We start from the raw sequence: 19,701 nt of genomic DNA, 5'->3' as shown, positions 1-19,701 counted from the left end.
GCAACTCAGCGGCCCGCACTTCACCGAATAATCGTGCCGAGGTTCTGCGGCGTATTCTCAGTCAGCATGTCCATGACACAGATTGCTGAATTTAACCGACCAATGATGTCATCAAGTTCGAAGAAAGCTTCTCTGGCGGTCTCAATCGGGGTCATGCCAGCTCCCCCTCGATGACATCACCGCGAATTGGCGCATCGATGACCATGCCAACCACGATCACGCTGTTTCGCGCCATGCCACGCTTACTTAGGCCCGATGGAAACCATCCTCCAAGCGCAGTGCGCGCGCCGAATAGCTTGTACCCTAAAGCTTCGGCTTCAATGTCAATGAGGCGGATACGGCCATTATGCTCGATAACAACAGCGGGGCCTGAACCTTCATATCGGTTGATGTCCACCCACACAGCTTCACCATCAATGATCATGGCGCACAGATTGCGCGGCTTACGGCTTTGGGCACGATGGACGATCGAGCGCATGTTGTGACCGGATCTAGGGCGTGCAGGGGCGATTGCTGGCACTGCGTGCTGCATTGGGTGATCTCCTCGGGCAGGAATTAGTAATCTGTTTAGGATGATTGATAGTGTCGCTGTACAACTCTATGCAATTTCTATAATGCTATGCATAAAATATCACAGTTAATAAAGTCAATACAAATAATATCGAGTTAGGCAAAAAATATGCTTACAGCATCCCAATGTCGTGCAGCTCGCGCTCTCCTGGCTTGGTCACAGACAGATTTGTGTGACGCGGCAAAGGTTGGTAGAGCCACACTCGCTAACTTCGAATCTGAAAAATCTACACCTTACGATCGTACACTGCGCGACATCCGCACCGCCCTTGAAGCTGCCGGAATCATTTTCATTGATCAAAATGGAGCGGGTCCAGGCGTACGTTTGAGAGATCGTCAGGATTGATGCTTGCCTTGACCTATTGAGCTAATTTATCCTCTGCCACTAGGTTAGGAGATGGCATGAGGAAAGACAGAATTTATCGAACCGGCGAGGAGGCAACCAATAATGCTCTCACACGCATTCATCGATTAACGCTACACGCCCCCAAAGACCAATCCTTTTCAAAAGATACTTTCCATGACTGGCTTGTGGCGCTGATCGGCGCATCGAGACTATTACCGCAAGATCACAGAATTCATTCGATTACTCATAGGTTATATTTGGGCAACTCGCATATGAGTTGGACAGCAGTCGATTTTATAGCGTTCTACGAAGATTACGTGGACGATCTTTGGCCAATCTTAGACAGTATCCAAGATGTACCCACGGATACCAAGGTGAGCCCAGATCCTATGCTGGAAAATTGGCGCCAGCGAATCAATACCGTCGATACATTTAGTGAAAAACTTCAATTGTGTTCAGAGATTGCCAATAGTGATAAAGTTACTCCGCCTTTAAAAAACATTGCGGCTGAGGCGGCGTCCACGCTGCGCTCATATCGAAAGCGGGTGAGGCTTCAAGATCATGAAACTCGCTCGATTGAAAACGCTTTTTACAAGGTGAGAATGTATCTGTGAAATTATAAAGCATGACCACTTGCCTCTCCATAGCACCGCGATCTAAACTTCCTGATCAAGATAGGGGGCAAACATGGCTGCTAATGCCGCAAAACTTATTGGCCTTTTTAGTCTGGTGGCGGCTGCCTTCCTGGCTATTGTCGGATTCGCAGCTCTAGATCGTGGCGGCGTATTCTTTCTTGTTTACGCAGCATCCGCTCTTGTGACCGGCGTTTTAATGTTCTGCATCTCATCCATTGTAGAAAACACCGCCCGCTCAGCGGCTGCGCAGGAGCGCTTGGCTGAGAAGCTGGGGAAGCTGAATAAGGATTAGCTAATGTCATTGGGTGAAGTGGTTCAATTCAAGAATGGCTCTTACGACGTTCGAGGAATGGTTGACGGACGCTATATTGTTAGGATTCGGTACAAAAGCTCAGGTGTCGAGACATATAAAATCTGGACACCGGAGGAGCGTGAGACCTTTAATCGTAACCAGTCGCAGTTATTAGACGCGCAAGATCGTGCTTATCAAATTTATGAAAGAAATCTAGCTGGCGAAACATACGCGAGCCTAAGTCGGGAGTACGGAATTACTCCAGGACGAGTGAGCCAGATTTGTGCACGACAACGCAGAAAAGAATTGACCCGTAGGTGAGTTACACCCGTGGCGGCATGACGGCAGCGTCAATTCGTCGGTGAATGAGAGATACAAGAGACAGTAAATCTTCTGCGTCCTCTTTCTTCATATCCCAGTTAATCCTCGCCTCATGAGCAGTTGGATTTCGGAACATTCCGAAGGTGCCTTTAAGAAGGTTGGCGAATCCTTTTTGCTCGTCGCGTTCGCTCTTCGAGCTCAGAGAGTTGATTGCGAGCATTGGCTTCTCACCGGTCAAAGCTCTGTCAACTAAATCTCCGCCATCCCCATCCAAGCCGGTTCGACGTCTAAGCTTATCCGCTACGCTCTTAACTGCTTCAAGTACGGCGTGAAAATGGTTTTGATGAAGCAGTTCTTCCCGACAGAACATCAGCACGTCCGGATGGACGCCGCGCGCAATCAAATCGGTTCGTAAAGCTTGGGCTCGTCGCTGCGCCTCCGAAATCGTGCTGACCGTTTCGATTCCAGTTAACTCTCCTGTTTCATGCATTACGAGACCTGTAAAGCCGAGTGCTTTATTGAGGTTCTGTCTCAATGGTTCGAACCGGTGAGGTTCGCGCATGAAGCGTAACCGATGTTTCAGACCCACATTGTCTTGAGCCGGAGCCGTTGCTATCGGGAATTGCTCCTATATGCTCTGTTCGCGGCAAGAGATTCAGATTTCAGATGTCCAGAAGAAACCAGTTTAACGGGATTTGCCACGACATCCTCGGAACGTTTGTTAGCCGGTACAACGATCACGATGGTTATTGGTCCTTGGGCCAGTACGTTGCGCTCCTCGAACGTCTAGGCGAAAGCCAACTTCAGCTCAGGCTGAGGGACGCGACTGAGGCTCCTGACAATCGCGTCATCGCTGCGTCAGAGAAGTATTATCGAGGCGCGGTTCTGCGAATGATGGAGGCCAATTCGATGCCGCAGGTGTGGCTCGCGAATGCAACCATCAAGGTTTCCATCGTTGCCCCAGCCAAGGTCGCTTGCGAAATTGAAATTGTTTCTGATCTCGGGAGGACTTACCGGAGCGAGCGCACCATAACTGTTCGGCCTCATAACCCTGTCATTGAGCTGCGGAGAACAGGTAGATTCGGCCCTTCGAACCAAAAAGGCCGCTAAACTTGGGTTGCTTTGTTCCAATTCCACGGCAGCAGCTCGTCGATCCGGCTCTGCTTATGGCCGTTGACGATGGCCGTCAGCGTGGCCGCCAAATAGGCAAACGGATCAACGGAATTGAGCTTGCATGTCTCGATGAGCGAAGCGATGGTCGCCCAGTTCTCAGCTCCCACGTCATGTCCGGCAAAGAGTGCGTTCTTGCGGTTGAGGGCTATCGGCCTGATGGTTCGCTCGACGGTGTTGTTGTCGATCTCGATACGACCGTCGGTCAGAAAGAGCTTCAGACCATCCCAGTATTTGGCAATATAGGCCAAGGCTTCGCCAAGCGGTGACTTGCCAGCGACACGGGCACGGTGATGGAGGAGCCAAGTCTGAATATCGGCGACCAGTGGCGCTGATCGTTCCTGCCGTCCAGCAAGGCGAGCTTCCGGATCAAGGCCACGCAGTTCGGCCTCGATCCGATACAGTTCACCAATCCGCTTTACACCGTCCTCGGCAATGGGTGCTGAGCCGTTGCGGGCGATTTCCACCAGCTTGCGACGAGCGTGTGCCCAGCAATAGGCAAGCCGAATGTCCAGGCCTATGCGGTCGGGTCCGATCAGCCTGTTGTATCCCGCATAACCATCGACCTGCAGGATGCCGGAGAAGCCCTGCAATATCCGTTCGGCGTGAATGCCTCCACGGCCTGGAGCGTATGTGAAGGCCACGCCCGGCGGAGCGCCGCCGCCCCAAGGACGATCATCCCGCGCCAGCGCCCAGAAGTATCCGGTCTTGGTTTTGCGGGAGCCGGGATCGAGAACGGGGGCTCGAGTCTCGTCCATGAACAGCTTGGTCGAGCGCTTCAGGTCGGCAATCAGTGCATCGAAGACGGGGCGCAATTCGAACGCTGCCCGGCCAACCCAATCGGCAAGCGTGGATCGGTCGAGATCGATGCCTTGGCGGCTCATGATCTGGGCCTGGCGGTAAAGCGGAAGGTGATCGGCATATTTGGAGACCAGCACATGGGCGACGGTGGCTTCCGTCGGAAGCCCTGCCTGGATCAACCGAGCGGGAGCTGGGGCCTGGACGACGCCGTCGGTGCAGGCACGGCACGCATATTTGGGACGACGCGTGACGATGACGCGGAACTGCGCCGGGACCACGTCCAAACGCTCGGAGACATCCTCGCCAATGCAATGCAGGCATCCACCGCAAGCACAGATGAGGCTTTCCGGCTCGATCACCTCTTCGATACGGGGAAGATGCTTTGGAAGGGAGCCGCGATTGATCGCGCGTGGCTTGGCAATCCTGTTTCCAGCAGGAACGTCCGCCTCATCCTCGGCATGGATCGCTGCCATGGCCGTTTCCAGGTCTTCCAATGCCAGATCGAACTGGTCGGCATCAGTCTTCTCGGACTTGCGCCCAAAGGCTGCCTGCTTGAACGCTGCGACCAGTTTCTCAAGCCGTTCGATCCGCTCATCCTTGCGGGCTATCTGGGCGTCTTTGCCTGCCTCGCGTGCCTGGGCTGCGAGCAGCATCGCCTTCAGGGCGGCAATATCATCGGGAAGGTCAGCGGCATCCAGCATGGCTAGAACCTACCAAAATCCAGCCGTTTTGCCTTTGGAATCTGTCGTCGTGAGTCATCGTGCCGCAGCTATTCGATGGCCTCCGGCGTTCTCGTCTGGACAGCATGAACCCGCCGCCAATCAAGGCCAGCAAACAGCGCCTCGAACTGAGGGTGACTCAGCGTCATCAGGCCATCCTTGATACCGGGCCAAGTGAAGGTGTGCTCTTCCAGCCGCTTGTAAGCCAGGACGATACCAGAGCCATCCCAGTAGATCAGCTTCAGCCGGTCTGCCTTACGAGAGCGGAACACGAAGACCGTTCCTGTGAACGGGTCCTTGTGCAGCTCGTTCTTTACCAGCGCCGCCAATCCGTCATGGCCTTTGCGAAAGTCTACCGGCTTGGTCGCCACCATGATCCGGACACGGTTCGATGGAAAGATCATGTCGCCGCCGCCAAGGCACGCACGATAGCGGCGATCCGGGCAGCAGATGCCCCTTCCTCAAGGCGAATGATAACAGAACCGAAGACGATCTCGGGGCGGCCAACCGTTTTAGGCGGCGGTTCCGAAACTGGCGGATCGACGATCACCGCCGCGAACTCTACCGCATCCTCCGGTGCCGGCAGGATCAGCTTGCCCTGCCGCGCCATTGTCCGCCAGGTGGAAAGGCTGTTCGCTCGCAATCCATAGCGCTGCGCAACTTCATTGACTTTCGTGCCAGGCCTCAAGCTTTCCGAAACAATCTTCGCCTTGACCTCGTCCGGCCAATGTCGGTGAACCTCACGTCTAGGCTTCCTGGTTGTGAGAAACTCCAATGTAGTCTCCATGGAGAAACTCCTGTTCTTCATCCATGGAAAGCCGATCACAGATCAGGCGACGGCAAGCAACGTGGGGCCAGAACACCGGTTACCATGAAGCGTGCGGGTTTCATAGATTTTCGTATGAATGCAAGAATATTGCTTCGACTTTGTCGAGCGTTTTGATCATGAACAAATGCGTTATAAAGCCTATACCTCTTCGTGCTGGAGGGGTCTGTATCCTTTATACTGCACGTCGCAAGCAAATGCGCTATCTCAGTCCCGGTTAACCCCTCGTTCGTGTCAGCTAAAGCATCTGCGATTGCTTGGAGATGATCTTGTCGGAAAATGGCCATTGCAGAAACCAATTAATTTATTGCCAAAGATAATCCCAAATCCGAATAAATCATGGCAAGTTCGGAATCATCAAGCGGCGTATCATACTTAGCTGCAGTCGGAAATTTTGCGACACAATAATAGACGAGGATTATTGCGGGCACCCTGTAAAGCTGCGCGCTTTCACGACGTTCTTTTATACGATCAAATATATAAGGTTTTTCTTTGAAAAATACCTCCAATTCACTAGAAAAACCCTCTTTTATGAGTTTTCCATAACGGTCTGTAATTAGTGAATTCAGGGGGGTAATCTGGCTCACACCCTCGTCGGAAACCTTATCTTTGTAAACTGAGAAAAGAGTTTCCTCGATACGGGATGACGACTCGACGACATTATCAATCAGCCTAGATACTTCGGTAAAATAGTCATCCGTTGCTTCAATAAGTGCCATGCTCTTAGCAGCCGCGCGCTTCATCTGCGGTGTTGCTTTTATTGATGGCTTGTAAATTGTGTCATGTGTCAGCTCACTATATGCATGCTGTAGAAGTGTGCGCACCTGGACCTCGCAGGGTAATCCTTCCGGTATATCTGTGCTTTCGTCTCTGAAGCCGAATTTCGACTTCAAAACATAATGTACTGATTGGTAGCCGAACTCCTCGGGCTTTGCTGCGCGCTCATCTTCGTAGTCGCGAGCTTTTTCGTAATTCCAGTAACAACCACCCTCTAAAATAGCATCTTCAATCACCCTTACATCTCTTGCTAGCAAAACCACGAACCTCAATCCTATTTTATCTTCAATTTCAGAATAGGGGTCGATGTAGTTTTTTTGGCGATAGAAAGCTTTTTGAAGTAACGAGTCTGCCTCCTTGACGCGCGGCTTAACAGGAAGCCTAAGAAACGCGTCGACATTCCTGGGGTTTATCTTGCTATCAATTAAAGAAGTCATCTTGCTATAAATGAAGCGTCCCCACGCTATGTAAAGGGGTTCTTCCTCTTTCCATTTGCGCAGGAATTCTTCTTCAGAAGTCATAGTTGATCAGTCATTTGTTGACGAACAATAATCTGAGTCCACGGTTCGTCATCATCTCCACCCAGCTTCTTTGCTTCGACAGTTTTAATTTCTACCTTCTTGTTTCGGAGGGCTTCTGGTGACGCCGAAAATTCCGCATCGGATCCAAATTTGAATTTTCGCCGCTTCAATCGCGTTCCCATATCGGATACGTCTCGAACTACAGCTCGTTCCGGAAACTTGTTGCTCTGCAAGAATGATGAGAATCCGTCACGCACCTCAAGTGGTAAATACTTTTCGGCGAATTCTTGAGAAGTGAATGTCGGAGACTGCTCCACTTTTACAAATGTGAAGAGGGCATCATTAATATCCCGTTTCTTTTCGGGTTCTAAATCCGAATTACGAACGAACTTTTTAGTCAAATCGAAGAATTTTGATGTCTCATAGGCTCCGTTTGAAGGGAACGTGCAACCCATAAAACTCTCGTAAAAATACTGCGCCGCACTTTCACGTTGATTAGATGTTATGTTGCTATCGAAAATGAAACACGACCAACCGGATCTTCCGTCAGACTGCTTTCCGGGGATCAAGAAACCAATTTTATACAATCGTTGTGCAGGAGTTAAAAATATATCGTTCAGGAATTGAGTTAGAATTTTTTCTTTATCTCGCAGACGGCGAAAACCACTCTGAGTTTCAGCTTTAATAACTCCGACAAAATGTCGTTCAGGTACACCGAATTTACCGTCGAAAACTATAACGACGCCACCTAGGTATCGCCTAGACGTTTGGGCTTTTGCTAGCTTAAATGCGAGAGATTTTGAAACATCTATGAATTTTTGATCTCCTGTTGCACCAACTTCGAAAATGATTTTCTCTGCGCTTGCAACGACACTTAAGTCATCCAGTTCAGTGATACGCATTTCCATGCTTTTCGATTGCGCTGATAGCGCATCGGTCACCCGCATCTGAAAAGTAGCTTTAGCTTCAGCATCCAATATTTCTATAGAGTCAGAATAACTCGGTGTAACCAACTCGCGATCGTTATTCCGTTTGAATATTTCATGCATGATCACGCGATTTACGCGGAGATTCTCAAGAATCATAATACGCCCCTTTTCAACCCTAGCGATAGTAAGAATCGAAAAGTGTTGGAAAGCTAGAGGTTTTTGCGTTCAGCAATAAAGAAATTGCTCATCTTGGCACCTCAATCAGCTGAAAACTGGCCGTTGGAAAATGACCGCTTGCCATTTGGAAGCTATCCTTCACGAGGCGTGTATTCATCTCTGGACGTTTGTACCGCACCGTTGCGCCAGCGCCAGCGTATGACGATACCGGCTGATCGACCTTGACCGTCAGCGTCGTGCTGGCAGCCACTCCGCCAATGACGACCTGCAGCATTTGCCTATAGTCACCGCTCTGAAGTGAGAACATATCTCCTGGCTTCAAAATGAGGCCGGGAACGACGTTTGTCAGTTGAACCGTGTATCCGCCTGTCACTGCTCCGCGCGTGGCTGTGCCGCCTATGTGAGGATTATCAGCGTCGCCCCAATATGCTTGCGGGATGCAAATATGCGTCGGCCGGTAAATAATAGTTTCTGCTCCGCCCCTTGCCGCCGCAATAAAGGACTGGAGTTGCACAGCCTGTCCGGCCGTCAATGGCACCGTCTCCATATCGACCGTCCGATTGCTATCTGCATACTCGACGGTTGATATCGTCCTGCCGCCGTACTTTGTCTGACTGGTCGGAATTGTGAGCTGAGGATAGGATGGCTGGAAGCCGATACTTTCCGGTAGTTCGATCATGGATTGTCCTGAATAAAAAATAGAACGGCCCGAAGGCCGATCTAGACCATGTTGACAAAGTCTGTGACTGAGGTGAACCTCTCGCCATGCCATTTCGCAACATCATTGAGCCACACGTTGAGGGGCAAGCATACCGGTGCCCGTGCTGCCATTTCGCCACTCTTTCAGAGCGAGGCGGCTACGAGATTTGCCCTGTGTGTTTTTGGGAAGATGATGGGCAAGACGATCATGATGCTGACTTAGTCCGAGGTGGTCCGAACGGCCCGCTGTCGCAGGTCCAAGCGCGACTGAATTTCGCAGAGTCGGGCGCTTGCAATTTCCACCATCGCAAAAATGTACGTCCGCCCACCGAGGCTGAACGCTAGCGATTCTCAAATGCTGAACTCTGTTCAAAGCTGCTCTTTGCGAGGAGCGGTGATGGCCCGTGGCGATTTGAACGATGAAGAATGGTACGTGACCAAGTGTCTTCTTCCGCAGGAACGGGGAACCGAGGTTGTTCCCTAAAATGAAAAGGCACCCAGAAGGGTGCCTGAGTTTAATGTCGCTTAAAGTCGTGTCCGAACCACCGGCACCGGCTCGCACTTAAACGAGTGCTTGGCGATGCCTTCGAACACGATGAAACTTTCGCCCGGATAAATTCGGGCTAGCCTTTCGGCTTCATTGGCTGCGTCAAGTGTGTTCGAATAAGCAACCGCTTCTGGATCGACGATCCGAAGATCACCATCAGACCAGTTGAGCGGTTCACGAGCTACGAAAAACAGTTTCATTTAAGCCTCATATAAAAATGGGTGGCACAATGGCCACCCGATTAACGATTGAGCATTCCTCTACGGTTGCCCTGTTTTATTCCACCCGCAACCGCTGCGGTGAAATCAACGCTTCCACGCCAAGTTTTAATTCCCTGCGCCACACCTTGTTGGACCATGCTGGCAATCTCGGCATTACCTGTGGCACCACTTACATTCACGTTGATCACGGGCGAGCTGTTGACCGAGTTGTCTGTCCGTGAGTTGTCGGTGTTGGAGCTTCCTGCAACCAGTTGCGCGGCCGAGGGAATAACTGGAACGGGTATCGATGCGCGGGGAGACATCGGCGCCGGAATGCCGATCTTTCCACCGTTACTGAACTCGGGAAGCCGCCCAGCGTTCATTGCTTCAAGGATAGGCAAGAACTTCTGCGTGGCGTTGGCGTTCATCATAAACTCGCCATTGCTGCCCCACATGAGTACCTTGTCGTCCCTTGGACCACCAGGACCGCGAACGCGACCGCCGCTTGCATAACCGGGAATAGGTCCGCCGTCTTTTCGTCCAAGAAGGCCACCGAGAGCATCGCCTAAGAAACTGCCTGTCTTACCGAACAGGCCATCAAACAGCGACTGTGCAAGGATATCGAGAAGCTTGTCGAGAACCTTCTGCAAAGCGTCGGCAAAGGCTTCAGCTGCATTCTTACCTGACGCAAGATCGCTAACCAAACCTTTGAAAGCACCCACTTCAGTTGATCGCCACTCTTCCGACTTCTGCTGAATTTCTGCCTGCGCTTCGCTCAGCTGATTGGCTTCGACCGTAGCCAATGCCCACTGGTCGGCAGTAGCTTTAATTTCAGCTCGGAGCGCCGGTGTCACTTCCACACCCGCCTTCTGTGCGGCATTGAGCAATTCCTGCTCTGTACGCGCTCTTTCGACCGCAAAGCCGTAATCATCAATCAATGGATTGATCTGGCGCTGGGCCTCGGTCTCGGCAATCAGTGCTGATGTCCGGTCTGTTATGCTCTGAAGATCGCCGTCGAACTTGTCGTCGGGTGTCTTCTTTTCCTTTTTAGGCTTTTTGCCCTCAGAGGTTCGTGACTTGTCGCCGGCTAGTTCAGCCTCGGCAATCCTCTTGATTTGCTCGGCAGTGAGTTTCGCGTTTTCCGATTCAGAACGCTTCCGAACTTCCGCGATCTTGTTTTCGAGCGCGAATTGATCCTTGCTAAGCTGAGCTTTGCGCAGAGCGTTGCGTTCGTATTCAGCGGCGGCTTCATTCTCGGCTTTCCGCTGTAGAATATAAGGATCGGCGGTTGCCCGAGATGCCTTGTTTTCATCGGGACCGAGAGGGTAGGCTTCCGTGGGTGTCCGGTTGGTAGCGGAACAATTCACATCATGGTGGGAGTGACAGGTCGGTCAAATGAAATACGTTGTAGCAGATGGAAAATGTGCCAACCTCAAATCAGGTTGTATTTTTTAATCGGGAAATTTTCTAAAAAGTGCGTAGTTCTCAAACGCATAGAACTACGCGCTGCGCGCTTTGTGCGTAAGTTTCTATATAAGAACTCTTACGCACTAAAAGCAGCGTGCTTTTGCGCAAGTCTTTTTAGGTTTTTTGAGACTTATGCAGTATGACTTACGCATTACCTATGATTGTATTTTGATTGTGACAGCAGGTTGTGTCAACAAGAGCAATTATAAAAAAACCGCCCAGATTGCTCTGAGCGGTTTAGTTCGACGGCAATAGGAGCTTAGAACTTGTAAGCTACACCGAGGCGCACGTCATTGGTCTTAAACTTATTTCGAGCGGAACCTGTGCCCAAATCAAAGTCATAGTCCTTGTGGCCATAATCCGTATAACGATATTCGAGGCGAACAATTACATTATCAGTCGCAGCGTAATCAATACCAGCACCGGCAGTCCAGCCCGTGTGAGTTTTGCTCTGTGAGGCGCTTAACTCGTTGATACCGTCAGAAATTGAAAGCGTATTTTTCACACTACCAAATGCAACACCACCAGCGATGTACGGCATGAAACGGTCCATCGCTACGCCTGCACGAGCGCGCACGGCACCTGACCAGCGCAACTTGCTTTCAATGCTATCGGTGAGGCCATCTGGAGCCAGAGCAGAATAGCTATCCTTCAAATTGTTATAGGTAACATCACCGTCAACACCCAAGACGAAATTGTTGCCCATATCGAAATTGTACCCGGCGTATAGTCCGCCGAGAAAGCCATCTGGCTTAAGGTTTACTACGAAGTCATCGCTAAAACGCGACTTGCCCCAGCCATAGCCGATCTGCCCGCCGAGATAACCACCAGTCCAGGAAAATACTGGTGCAACAATTACGGGGGCCGGTTCTTCATAAACAACAGCATCTGCCGCGTTCGCTCCAGACATTCCTGCGAATGCAACAGTCGATGCGAGCAAAATTGTCTTAATATTCATGTTGAATCTCCAAGCTCGAGTAATACGCCCTAATTCAGTTGTTATATCTAGAATAGTCGTTGAGTGATAAAAGTCTGTAGTAATTTAGCCACACCAAATGCAATTGAGCCACTCGGCTCAAATCGACTTTGTTATGATGAATGGTGACTTAACAAAAAAGCGCCCCGTAGGGCGCTCTTCTTACATCGCTCTCACAAACGTCGTCGCCCTGCGCTGAACAGGGTCTCGGTCTTCCACTTTCATTAAGAAGCCCTCCGCAAACAGCGCCTTAGTGATCATGCTGACGCGCTTCTTGTCCGTATCTTCGTCAATATCGAGCTGCAGCGCATATGCAACTGCGCGCCCTACCCAATCCTTGGCTTGCGGTGCTGGCTTATACATACCGCCGTTTACCACACCCCGGATGGCTTCGCGCTCGTCCTCTGTTATCGTCTCTGCCACTTCCTCGCTCGTCGGCCATACCCATGATATAACGACCGGCGTATGATCTTGAGGCTTGGTCAGGCCTTGCCCGTTGCCCAGCGCGACGCTTTCCAGTTTACGCCAGTCGACCCTGTGCGAAAGAGGGGCAAGGTTATCCGGCACGCTGCCCGCTGCGATGACATAGCCGCCGTCACCACGAACGTCGACGCCCGAACCAAGCGCACCACGGTTGCGAACGCCCTGACGATGACGAAAGAAGTAGTGACGGCCGCCGCTTGTGGTTTCGGCTGTCAGCGTTGCAGGCAACGCGCCGTGCTGAGCCTCCAGCGCCGCCAAGGTTTCGTCGCCACCGTGTTTCGGATCGATATCAAGAACCCATGCGCCAATTGGCGCTCCGGTTGGCACGCCGATCATAGCAGAAGGATTGCGGCGCCAGTATTCGCGAACAATGCGCTCATTCAGCGTCGCGCCACGGAACCCGTTGCTCGTGAGCGGAGTCTTGGTGGCGAGGATTTCAATTTCGCCGGTTTGTGGATCGATGATTTCTTCGTCGCGGTGGCGACAAGGAAAAACTGGCCAGCTTTGCGCCTGATAGGAGAGCGCGACGTCGAGCATCGGGGCAGCATCATTGACCAAAGGTTGCGCTGAATTAACCATAGCTGTACTCATAGTCTTCAATTGATTCGTTCCTTGAAAGGACTCGCATGAGCAGATCGACATTAACGGGTGGACGGTACATCGGTGGACGCTACAAGACATCGAACGGAGTAAACGACACCTGGTCAGTGTTTGATCAAAAAGCTCAGAGGCCAGTCGAAATGGGAGCTAGGCAGGCGGTAGGTTTGAACTACCGCGATGCCAAAGAACTCAGCGATCTTCTCAACTCGCTAGAAGCAAAGCGTCAGGCTTCCTGACGTCATTGTCGTGGGCAGGATGCTAAAACGGCGCCCTGCCTAAAACGGCGCATCCTTCAAAGCTTCCCGCATCCCTCGCCCGCAGCCTCCCCATGCGGCTTTCACCAGCATCCGTGCTTCGAGCTCGTCGCAGTCAGCAAGGTCGGTTTTGCCTATGGACCCAAGGAAAGCTCCGACCGCTTCAACGCCGGTATCAAGGGCGCGCAGTTCGTAAGGGTCGAGCCTGCGGCGGGAGCGGATATGCTCCGCGATGTCTGCGCATTCTTTGCAAAGCCATCCGAGGTATCGACCGTCGCGACAATGATATGCGTGTTGTTGTTGATCGGCGCACCGGAGAAGTTTTAGAAGTGCGTTGATTGTGACTGTCGAACTATCCTTCGATTTGGATTTCGATAAACGCAATCCGTTGTCTTTTTCTAGTTTTGTGAGACGATATTTAAGCGTCAGTGAGGTGTGACAATCGATCAGGCGTAGCCTCGGCGTGGACCTCCTGCCGGGGTTTTCTTTGTTAGAATGAAATATTTTCCCGCCACAAGAGTTAAGCGACGGGAGGGCCGGCTATGGGTCGGTTTATTGCTTTCGTGACTGCGGGTTTGCTAGCTTTGATCGGCTATATGGTCTGGTCGGAGAGCCGTAGAAACTAAGAATTTCAGAATGCGGGTCAGCCTTGATGACGCTAATGGATGGCCTGCATAGCCCCGGCTCGTCACGCCTCCGAGCCGGGGTTTCTTATGAACTATAATTTGCTCATGCGACTAGGCCGTGTGGACGGATTTGATTAAGATGAAAACCGCTGCGATTGCGACGATTGATCGGAAGTTTCTTGCTGTTTTCTCGCAACGTAAAGCGACACGTTTGAACCGTTTGAGCTTCCCCATCATTTGTTCGATACGTGCGCGGCCTCGATAAAGTGCTACGGCAAAATGTTTTGGAATATTCCGCCTGTTTGATCTGTAAGGGATCACTGGAATAGCGCCAGCCATTCGCGCAGTCTTTCGATTGTCATCGCTATCATAGCCCTTATCAGCAATGATAGCGCGGTGCGTGATTTGAGGACCTGTTTCCATGAGGCTTTTAAACTGTTTGCTATCGGAAGCTTCACCACCGGTCAGTTCAAACCCAAGGGGCTGACCATTTCGGTCGGTTTTCAGATGGATTTTGGTTCCAAACCCTCCACGCGAATACCCGAGCGCTTGGCCTTCCTGCCCCCTTTTGCACCGGCTGCAGAAACATGGGCGCGAATTACGGTGCTGTCGAACATAGCAATCAGATGAGCGCTTTCATCAAGCCCAGCTAAAATGGAGAAATAGTCTTCGAAAATACCTGCTTTCCCCAAGCGGTCAAAACGCTTCCATATGCTGTTCCAATTACCATACCGTTCCGGCAGTGCTCGCCACGAGATGTTGTGGAGGGTGAAATAATGTAGCGCTTCAAGGAATAGACGGTCATTTTTGGCTTTCGCGCCAACGGCTGGCAGACAAGCGCGGAAAACCTCCAGTGCCAGTTCATAGTCACTCTCTGTCATCTTGGTGCACATTGCCGACCTCCAAACACGTCGACAACATATGAATCACCTCAAGTGATAATCTGGAACCCGAAAACTTATACCTGAGTCAATTCGTCCACACGGCCTAGTTCACTTCACATATCTGCGCCCTAGCTTAACGGTGTTCACTGTTCTCAAGCCTCCACTCAATCACAACAGTGAATAGCCCCGGCGAACCAGATGGCTCCGCGCCGCCCCTTGCCGCCGCAATAAAGGACTGGAGTTGCACAGCCTGTCCGGCCATCAATGGCTCCGTCTCCATATCAACAGTGCGATAGCTATCCGCATACTCCACGGTTGATATTGTTCTGCCGCCGTACTTCGTCTGACTGGTCGGAATCGTAAGCTGAGGATATGACGGCTGATACTTGCCGGTAGTTCGATCATGAATTGTCCTAAAATTCAGTGCCAATTAAATTAGACAGATAACCATCCAAATTGGAACTAAATCGATGGAATGGTGTTCTGCTGTCGTGCATGTAAACGGAGATCGCCTGTGCCACTTAAAAATGAAATAAGACGGTCGGCAGAATCCGTAGGCGAAGTTTCAAGACGGCAGTCGGGTGTTTTGCGGCGAAGTCCGAGTATCGCTTCAATTGGAGATACTTTGCGACGCATGAATTGTGCAAGTTTGGATGAAAGCGGAAGTCTATTCGAAAACCTTCTGCTCCGACTCCGCGAATGTCAGAAATAACTGCGGCACAGTCACAGTCAGCAAAGACAGTTGGCGAACTTTGCCTTTAAGTGACCTCAATTGTTAGCTTGCTATTTTATCCATAAAGGCGGATCTTTAAGCGTCAGCATTAGATTTTTACTTGGGCTCGCTGTAGGACTAAAATCGTCCATACCCGCAATCTGAAAGGAGGACTCCATGTCTTCCAGTATCCATCTCGTCGACTTCCACATCAGCAACCGCATCCTTAATCGAATGATGACTAAGGCTGGTTATGTGACGTTAAGAATGAAGCCGCTATCCGGGCCACTCTTTCACCAGTCGAAACTAGTTTTGCAGAATTTTATGACGGGCGTCATGCGTGACCATCGTGCTGATGTCGCTCCATTACCTGAATCTACGTCGGCATATGGGGCGCCCTAGTTACCCCAGCTTTATGGTCGGAGAGTTCACCGTCCGGGAGGGCTCGCCGTAATAAGTTTTGTATAAATATTGGTTCTTTTATGCCTGAATTAAAATGTAAGATATCTGTTATTATGAAATAATTCATAAATATAAATTGACAATTGTCTCTGCATGTAATAAGTATCAACTATCGATGTTTTCTTGATGAGTTTTGCTTTATTGTGCGCTTAGCACCGCACCCTGAACGAACCCCCTTTTAAAAATCGTTATCACTTTGCGTCACGCAAATGCGTGCTCCTATCTATACTGCTATGAAAGGGTTCATTATGACCACTGGCACAGTTAAATGGTTTAATTCCACAAAAGGCTTCGGCTTCATTCAGCCCGACAACGGCGGCGCTGATGCATTCGTTCATATCTCTGCCGTCGAGCGCGCCGGAATGCGCGAAATCGTCGAAGGCCAGAAGATTGGCTACGATTTGGAGCGCGACATGAAGTCGGGCAAAATGTCTGCCTGCAACCTGCAGGCTGCATAAATAGGTTTTCTTCTTTCCTTTGACCACGGATGTACTGGCACTGTTGAAAGAAGTTTACTTTTAAAGGGTCGAGTGCACGCTCGGCCCTTTTTTTTGCGTGCTTATTGAATTAATTAATTTAACAGAGAGGCTCTTTTGGAAAACCAACGAGACCATTCACAAAACCTCAAAACACAATCTAGGAAGATTGATATTTCGCCTTTGGAGCAGCCCCGTTTGGTGAAGAACCTCACGACGCGCCTGACTTCACCGCGCGACTGGTCAAAACTTTCAAACGTACTGAGACGAACTGCTGGCGGTTGTTCAAAAAGTCGAGCCCGTTAGTCAAAGGCTTGGTTCTATATTTGGAGGACATCACCATGAAAACCGAATACACAAAAGATACTCTTTTCAAGCGAATTAATACGCATCCCGAAATGCTCAAGTCTCGAACTGATCACACAGCTAAGTCTATTCTCAATGAAGAAAAATCCGCGGCCTCCGCGAAAACCGATCGGTTGAGGGCTGCGAGAATAGCCTATGATTTATCTTTGGAAGCTAGAAGTTAGGAGCCATTATGCAAGTTCTTGTTCGAGACAATAACATTGATCAAGCCTTACGTGTTTTGAAAAAGAAATTGCAGCGTGAAGGTGTTTTCCGTGAGATGAAGGCCCGCCGTGCGTTTGAAAAGCCTTCAGAAAAACGAATTCGCGAAAAGGAAGCTGCTATAGGCAGAGCCCGAAAGGAAGCGAAGAAAAAAGCACAACGTGAAGGATTACTGCCTAAGCCCAAGAGAAAGCCGTTCTCGGGTCCTAATAGATCACCAGCTCATGGCGTTAATGCTTTAACCACGGCTTAAACGTGCTTTAAAACGGCCCGAAGGCCGCCTTTTTTCTACATCAGGATCGCGCCCGCGTCGTCTTCTGCTCAAACACACGATCCATGCGCTCGGTAAGCCCGTCGATGCGGTTTGCAACGCTTTCAATGGCGCGCATGATCTGTGAGGTCTGTTCTTGCATCCCGGCCTTTGTGGCGAATGTTTCGGCCGCACGCAGCTTATAATCTGACAACTCCTGCCGCGTCAGTGCGGCAAGTGCTGTTGCTGCGTCGGCCTTGGCGGCTGTTTCGTTTCTCGCGGCATTAATCTTGCTGTCGACATACTTCCAAAGGCCAAACAGGAAACCGAACAGCATCACGATGAAGCCGACCGCGCCCATGATTTCAGTGCCTGTCATCTGTCTGCATCCATCAATTCATTCATTGCAGTATCCCTCAAGGCCGTACCCCGCACAGCTTTTCAATTTTCTCATTCTCAGCCAGGATCTGGCGTTTGGTTTCTGATGTGTCGTCATGGCTGGCATAGATCGCCCGCGCCACGTCGCAGTAATTACCGCTTGTCGCGCATCCACTTAGCAAGCCGAGCGTCAACAGCGCTGTCATCAAGACGGCTGACTTCATTTTCTATCTTCCGTGCTTTGGTTGCGGATTGTGCGTCTCGTGCCGTCTGCGCTGTTTTGCTGTCAGACCGGCCTTTGAGATACGCGCTGACAAGGACGGCCACCGCCGCCGCAATTGCCACGGCGTAGCCTGTCAGCTTGGAACGGAGAGCTAGGAGGAAGGTTATGTCTGCATCCCTGTGAGTTGCCCCGTAAGAAGCAAAGGCTTCGACCCGTCGCGTTCGCGGCGGATAAGATAGCAGTCTACGTTATCTTACTACTGGCTTCTGCGACTTTCAGCGCCGCCGTTCTGATTAGGTACGAGGAACGGGCGGGTATCCCCATCCTTCACGACTTTCGCCGCCTCGCATTCCGTTGAGACGTTGGCTCGAATTAAAAAAGGCCCGATGCTGGTGCACCGGCCTTTGGATTTGCCAGCGTCTTTCGGTCTAGGATTGTCGCAGTGCCATTCCGAAAGCGATAGCAAAATACTCAGCTGCCTACAGCTATGTGGAAACAGAAAAGCGGCCCTAAGTCGCTTTAGATACAATTCCCATCGTGTAAGCAACCTTACATGCTTCGTTACGAATTTCAATTCCTTTCGTACCCGTTATGAATCCTCAGAACGTTTATCCCCACCGGGAACGGAAAGGAAACAAAAATACACAGCGCAGTCCCGTAAATCTTGCTTCAGTACCAAGACCAGTTCACGATCACCCACGCCTAGCATGTTGGCAATTTCTGCCGCTGATTTTCCGTATACACAGTAATGTGTAAGGCGTTGCGTCAACGGTTCCACGCCCGATGTACGGCCAGTATTTCTTAGACCGGAGATATTTCTCGCCACCCATTTCATTGATCGGCTTCATCGTGTGCGCAGTCTCATGGTACGCGTGGCCAACACATACGCCATCTGATTGCGCGATAGTCCACGCTCTCGACCTGCCTCAATCAAGAGGAGGGTATCGCCAAGGTGCATATTCATTTTTTTCCTCAGATTTTGATAAATTGCCCTCTTGAAAGGGCATAATTTCTGACTAAATCGAGGCCGTCATTCCGACGTAACGCGTTCGATCAAATGGAGGTTTCGATGAACGACCGTTTGTTTGACCGTCCTGTATTCGTGAAGGACGGCCCCTATCTTGTGCGTGAGATCACCAGTATTGGAGATGCCTTAGATTTTCTCTACGAGTGGCCGGAGCGTGATCGTGATTTAATATATGAGACCGCGTGGAAAGCCTGCTGTGATAGCCATGATGGCGTTAAACCTGTCGAAGCAGCAGAAAACGCCATTCGAGGCTTTGCAAAGAAGCGCGGAATACTCGAAGAACCGGAAGTGCCAATCCCTTGGATGAGCAATCCGAAAACGGGTGGAGGACGAGTTCAAGTCTAGAAGGAAGAAATGCTCCGGTTTGTTTCGTTTTTTAAGATAACGTTATGATCGAGCGTCTTCACTCCTATCAATGAGCCGCTATCTTATTCTTGCGCACCGGACCCAAGCCCCCCGCTCATAAACGGTGCGCTGCCCCGGTCAAGGCTGCCCGCCTGCCGGGGTTTTATTTTTATAGAAAAATTCTACAAAATGGCGTTAAGGTTTGATTAGGCTCTTGGGAGACTCACATGCCGATAGAATTTTGGGCTTCACTTGCCACCGTAAGCGTTTTCGCAATCATTCTTGGAGCACTGATGTGGCGCTGCAAGAAAAAAGCGAACTAGCGATAATTCTATTTTCCCCAGCTCATCTTGGTTTCCGTAAGTTGACCAGCTTGATTACTGGTCTAACTTCGAACGAGATCGCCGCAGCCGGTATAATCGGCAGTTCACTTATGTCTAT

General features: G+C 50.7%; 26 protein-coding genes and 1 pseudogene. 9 read left to right on the top strand and 18 right to left on the bottom strand.

Annotated elements, in window-relative coordinates:
- Positions 1-20: 20 nt before the first annotated feature.
- Positions 21-155: a hypothetical protein gene (locus CES85_RS28050; RefSeq protein ID WP_280523371.1), complete on the bottom strand. Its 135-nt coding sequence runs from the start codon at positions 153-155 to the stop codon at positions 21-23.
- Positions 152-532, bottom strand: a complete 381-nt coding sequence (locus CES85_RS00155) for a hypothetical protein (RefSeq protein ID WP_095444079.1) — start codon at positions 530-532, stop codon at positions 152-154. Before CES85_RS00155 ends, CES85_RS28050 begins: the two co-directional genes overlap by 4 nt.
- Before the next feature lie 147 nt (positions 533-679).
- Here CES85_RS00155 and CES85_RS28280 point away from each other — a divergent pair.
- The 3 genes and pseudogenes from CES85_RS28280 to CES85_RS00140 form a co-directional block, all read left to right on the top strand.
- A pseudogene (locus tag CES85_RS28280) lies at positions 680-913 on the top strand (helix-turn-helix domain-containing protein); the annotation flags it as partial.
- Between the two features lie 59 nt (positions 914-972).
- Positions 973-1,530, top strand: coding sequence for a hypothetical protein (locus CES85_RS00145; protein WP_095444077.1), 558 nt, complete (start codon positions 973-975; stop codon positions 1,528-1,530).
- A gap of 73 nt (positions 1,531-1,603) precedes the next feature.
- Positions 1,604-1,843, top strand: coding sequence for a hypothetical protein (locus tag CES85_RS00140; RefSeq protein ID WP_095444076.1), 240 nt, complete (start codon positions 1,604-1,606; stop codon positions 1,841-1,843).
- 322 nt (positions 1,844-2,165) lie between these two features.
- On the opposite strand, the gene CES85_RS00130 is transcribed toward CES85_RS00140, so the two are convergent.
- From CES85_RS00130 to CES85_RS00090, 7 genes are all read right to left on the bottom strand, one after another.
- Complete coding sequence (locus CES85_RS00130) at positions 2,166-2,726, bottom strand: TIGR02391 family protein (protein ID WP_095444074.1); 561 nt, start codon at positions 2,724-2,726, stop codon at positions 2,166-2,168.
- A gap of 544 nt (positions 2,727-3,270) precedes the next feature.
- Positions 3,271-4,836: an IS66 family transposase gene (tnpC, locus tag CES85_RS00120; RefSeq protein ID WP_095444072.1), complete on the bottom strand. Its 1,566-nt coding sequence runs from the start codon at positions 4,834-4,836 to the stop codon at positions 3,271-3,273.
- A gap of 68 nt (positions 4,837-4,904) precedes the next feature.
- Positions 4,905-5,258 carry an IS66 family insertion sequence element accessory protein TnpB gene (gene tnpB, locus CES85_RS00115; RefSeq protein WP_095444071.1) on the bottom strand — a complete coding sequence of 118 codons (354 nt, stop codon included), beginning with the start codon at positions 5,256-5,258 and terminating at the stop codon, positions 4,905-4,907.
- Positions 5,255-5,641, bottom strand: a complete 387-nt coding sequence (gene tnpA, locus CES85_RS00110; protein WP_244923145.1) for an IS66-like element accessory protein TnpA — start codon at positions 5,639-5,641, stop codon at positions 5,255-5,257. The genes tnpB and tnpA overlap by 4 nt, the downstream gene beginning before the upstream one ends.
- Positions 5,642-5,979: 338 nt before the next feature.
- A complete protein-coding gene (locus CES85_RS00100; RefSeq protein ID WP_095444070.1) occupies positions 5,980-6,978 on the bottom strand; it encodes a GTP pyrophosphokinase in 999 nt (332 codons plus the stop codon).
- The gene (locus CES85_RS00095; RefSeq protein ID WP_095444069.1) at positions 6,975-8,063 is read right to left on the bottom strand and encodes a nucleoid-associated protein; all 1,089 of its coding nucleotides are present in this window, start codon (positions 8,061-8,063) and stop codon (positions 6,975-6,977) included. The genes CES85_RS00100 and CES85_RS00095 overlap by 4 nt, the downstream gene beginning before the upstream one ends.
- 88 nt (positions 8,064-8,151) lie before the next feature.
- Positions 8,152-8,763, bottom strand: coding sequence for a hypothetical protein (locus CES85_RS00090; protein ID WP_095444068.1), 612 nt, complete (start codon positions 8,761-8,763; stop codon positions 8,152-8,154).
- Positions 8,764-8,849: 86 nt separating this feature from the next.
- On the opposite strand from CES85_RS00090, the gene CES85_RS00085 reads away from it, so the two are divergent.
- Positions 8,850-9,128 carry a CPCC family cysteine-rich protein gene (locus CES85_RS00085; protein ID WP_095444067.1) on the top strand — a complete coding sequence of 93 codons (279 nt, stop codon included), beginning with the start codon at positions 8,850-8,852 and terminating at the stop codon, positions 9,126-9,128.
- Positions 9,129-9,308: 180 nt separating this feature from the next.
- Here the strand turns inward: CES85_RS00085 and CES85_RS00080 are convergent, their stop codons facing one another.
- From CES85_RS00080 to CES85_RS00065, 4 genes are all read right to left on the bottom strand, one after another.
- Positions 9,309-9,530, bottom strand: a complete 222-nt coding sequence (locus CES85_RS00080) for a hypothetical protein (protein WP_095444066.1) — start codon at positions 9,528-9,530, stop codon at positions 9,309-9,311.
- Positions 9,531-9,571: 41 nt separating this feature from the next.
- A complete protein-coding gene (locus CES85_RS00075) occupies positions 9,572-10,897 on the bottom strand; it encodes a hypothetical protein (RefSeq protein ID WP_095444065.1) in 1,326 nt (441 codons plus the stop codon).
- Positions 10,898-11,256: 359 nt separating this feature from the next.
- Positions 11,257-11,955 carry an outer membrane protein gene (locus CES85_RS00070; RefSeq protein WP_095444064.1) on the bottom strand — a complete coding sequence of 233 codons (699 nt, stop codon included), beginning with the start codon at positions 11,953-11,955 and terminating at the stop codon, positions 11,257-11,259.
- Positions 11,956-12,135: 180 nt separating this feature from the next.
- A complete protein-coding gene (locus tag CES85_RS00065) occupies positions 12,136-13,035 on the bottom strand; it encodes a bifunctional DNA primase/polymerase (protein WP_244923147.1) in 900 nt (299 codons plus the stop codon).
- A 47-nt stretch (positions 13,036-13,082) separates the two neighbouring features.
- Here CES85_RS00065 and CES85_RS00060 point away from each other — a divergent pair, with 47 nt between their 5' ends.
- Positions 13,083-13,292: a hypothetical protein gene (locus tag CES85_RS00060; RefSeq protein WP_095444063.1), complete on the top strand. Its 210-nt coding sequence runs from the start codon at positions 13,083-13,085 to the stop codon at positions 13,290-13,292.
- 39 nt (positions 13,293-13,331) lie between these two features.
- On the opposite strand, the gene CES85_RS27595 is transcribed toward CES85_RS00060, so the two are convergent.
- The 3 genes from CES85_RS27595 to CES85_RS00045 all read right to left on the bottom strand — a co-directional run bounded on the left by CES85_RS27595 (position 13,332) and on the right by CES85_RS00045 (position 14,829).
- Positions 13,332-13,694, bottom strand: coding sequence for a DUF6511 domain-containing protein (locus CES85_RS27595; protein WP_244923146.1), 363 nt, complete (start codon positions 13,692-13,694; stop codon positions 13,332-13,334).
- 353 nt (positions 13,695-14,047) lie between these two features.
- Entirely contained in the window at positions 14,048-14,449 is a 402-nt protein-coding gene (locus CES85_RS00050) for an IS5 family transposase (protein WP_095444062.1), read from the bottom strand.
- Complete coding sequence (locus CES85_RS00045) at positions 14,440-14,829, bottom strand: transposase (protein ID WP_095444061.1); 390 nt, start codon at positions 14,827-14,829, stop codon at positions 14,440-14,442. Before CES85_RS00045 ends, CES85_RS00050 begins: the two co-directional genes overlap by 10 nt.
- A gap of 880 nt (positions 14,830-15,709) precedes the next feature.
- On the opposite strand from CES85_RS00045, the gene CES85_RS00040 reads away from it, so the two are divergent.
- From CES85_RS00040 to rpsU, 3 genes are all read left to right on the top strand, one after another.
- Entirely contained in the window at positions 15,710-15,934 is a 225-nt protein-coding gene (locus CES85_RS00040; protein WP_095444060.1) for a hypothetical protein, read from the top strand.
- Positions 15,935-16,242: 308 nt separating this feature from the next.
- Positions 16,243-16,452: a cold-shock protein gene (locus CES85_RS00035; protein WP_095444059.1), complete on the top strand. Its 210-nt coding sequence runs from the start codon at positions 16,243-16,245 to the stop codon at positions 16,450-16,452.
- A gap of 556 nt (positions 16,453-17,008) precedes the next feature.
- Positions 17,009-17,290: a 30S ribosomal protein S21 gene (rpsU, locus tag CES85_RS00025; protein ID WP_095444057.1), complete on the top strand. Its 282-nt coding sequence runs from the start codon at positions 17,009-17,011 to the stop codon at positions 17,288-17,290.
- Between the two features lie 40 nt (positions 17,291-17,330).
- On the opposite strand, the gene CES85_RS00020 is transcribed toward rpsU, so the two are convergent.
- Entirely contained in the window at positions 17,331-17,666 is a 336-nt protein-coding gene (locus CES85_RS00020; protein ID WP_095444056.1) for a hypothetical protein, read from the bottom strand.
- Positions 17,667-17,703: 37 nt separating this feature from the next.
- Positions 17,704-17,889 carry a hypothetical protein gene (locus CES85_RS00015; RefSeq protein WP_095444055.1) on the bottom strand — a complete coding sequence of 62 codons (186 nt, stop codon included), beginning with the start codon at positions 17,887-17,889 and terminating at the stop codon, positions 17,704-17,706.
- A gap of 1,068 nt (positions 17,890-18,957) precedes the next feature.
- Between CES85_RS00015 and CES85_RS00005 the strand changes: the two genes are divergently transcribed.
- Positions 18,958-19,260 (top strand): DUF982 domain-containing protein, encoded by a 303-nt coding sequence (locus CES85_RS00005; RefSeq protein ID WP_095444054.1) that lies wholly within the window; start codon positions 18,958-18,960, stop codon positions 19,258-19,260.
- Positions 19,261-19,701: the final 441 nt, after the last annotated feature.

Origin of the sequence: Ochrobactrum quorumnocens (assembly GCF_002278035.1) — a bacterium.
In the GTDB taxonomy this organism is placed as follows: domain Bacteria; phylum Pseudomonadota; class Alphaproteobacteria; order Rhizobiales; family Rhizobiaceae; genus Brucella; species Brucella quorumnocens.
This window is presented reverse-complemented; position numbering and strand designations above follow the sequence as displayed.

What these genes read in the sequence shown, in the direction of transcription:
- CES85_RS28050 (WP_280523371.1), bottom strand. Translation starts at nt 155, where the DNA reads ATGACCCCGATTGAGACCGCCAGAGAAGCTTTCTTCGAACTTGATGAC.
- CES85_RS00155 (WP_095444079.1), bottom strand. Translation starts at nt 532, where the DNA reads ATGCAGCACGCAGTGCCAGCAATCGCCCCTGCACGCCCTAGATCCGGT.
- CES85_RS00145 (WP_095444077.1), top strand. Translation starts at nt 973, where the DNA reads ATGAGGAAAGACAGAATTTATCGAACCGGCGAGGAGGCAACCAATAAT.
- CES85_RS00140 (WP_095444076.1), top strand. Translation starts at nt 1,604, where the DNA reads ATGGCTGCTAATGCCGCAAAACTTATTGGCCTTTTTAGTCTGGTGGCG.
- CES85_RS00130 (WP_095444074.1), bottom strand. Translation starts at nt 2,726, where the DNA reads ATGCGCGAACCTCACCGGTTCGAACCATTGAGACAGAACCTCAATAAA.
- tnpC (WP_095444072.1), bottom strand. Translation starts at nt 4,836, where the DNA reads ATGCTGGATGCCGCTGACCTTCCCGATGATATTGCCGCCCTGAAGGCG.
- tnpB (WP_095444071.1), bottom strand. Translation starts at nt 5,258, where the DNA reads ATGATCTTTCCATCGAACCGTGTCCGGATCATGGTGGCGACCAAGCCG.
- tnpA (WP_244923145.1), bottom strand. Translation starts at nt 5,641, where the DNA reads ATGGAGACTACATTGGAGTTTCTCACAACCAGGAAGCCTAGACGTGAG.
- CES85_RS00100 (WP_095444070.1), bottom strand. Translation starts at nt 6,978, where the DNA reads ATGACTTCTGAAGAAGAATTCCTGCGCAAATGGAAAGAGGAAGAACCC.
- CES85_RS00095 (WP_095444069.1), bottom strand. Translation starts at nt 8,063, where the DNA reads ATGATTCTTGAGAATCTCCGCGTAAATCGCGTGATCATGCATGAAATA.
- CES85_RS00090 (WP_095444068.1), bottom strand. Translation starts at nt 8,763, where the DNA reads ATGATCGAACTACCGGAAAGTATCGGCTTCCAGCCATCCTATCCTCAG.
- CES85_RS00085 (WP_095444067.1), top strand. Translation starts at nt 8,850, where the DNA reads ATGCCATTTCGCAACATCATTGAGCCACACGTTGAGGGGCAAGCATAC.
- CES85_RS00080 (WP_095444066.1), bottom strand. Translation starts at nt 9,530, where the DNA reads ATGAAACTGTTTTTCGTAGCTCGTGAACCGCTCAACTGGTCTGATGGT.
- CES85_RS00070 (WP_095444064.1), bottom strand. Translation starts at nt 11,955, where the DNA reads ATGAATATTAAGACAATTTTGCTCGCATCGACTGTTGCATTCGCAGGA.
- CES85_RS00065 (WP_244923147.1), bottom strand. Translation starts at nt 13,035, where the DNA reads ATGGTTAATTCAGCGCAACCTTTGGTCAATGATGCTGCCCCGATGCTC.
- CES85_RS00060 (WP_095444063.1), top strand. Translation starts at nt 13,083, where the DNA reads ATGAGCAGATCGACATTAACGGGTGGACGGTACATCGGTGGACGCTAC.
- CES85_RS00045 (WP_095444061.1), bottom strand. Translation starts at nt 14,829, where the DNA reads ATGTGCACCAAGATGACAGAGAGTGACTATGAACTGGCACTGGAGGTT.
- CES85_RS00040 (WP_095444060.1), top strand. Translation starts at nt 15,710, where the DNA reads ATGTCTTCCAGTATCCATCTCGTCGACTTCCACATCAGCAACCGCATC.
- CES85_RS00035 (WP_095444059.1), top strand. Translation starts at nt 16,243, where the DNA reads ATGACCACTGGCACAGTTAAATGGTTTAATTCCACAAAAGGCTTCGGC.
- rpsU (WP_095444057.1), top strand. Translation starts at nt 17,009, where the DNA reads ATGCAAGTTCTTGTTCGAGACAATAACATTGATCAAGCCTTACGTGTT.
- CES85_RS00020 (WP_095444056.1), bottom strand. Translation starts at nt 17,666, where the DNA reads ATGACAGGCACTGAAATCATGGGCGCGGTCGGCTTCATCGTGATGCTG.
- CES85_RS00015 (WP_095444055.1), bottom strand. Translation starts at nt 17,889, where the DNA reads ATGAAGTCAGCCGTCTTGATGACAGCGCTGTTGACGCTCGGCTTGCTA.
- CES85_RS00005 (WP_095444054.1), top strand. Translation starts at nt 18,958, where the DNA reads ATGAACGACCGTTTGTTTGACCGTCCTGTATTCGTGAAGGACGGCCCC.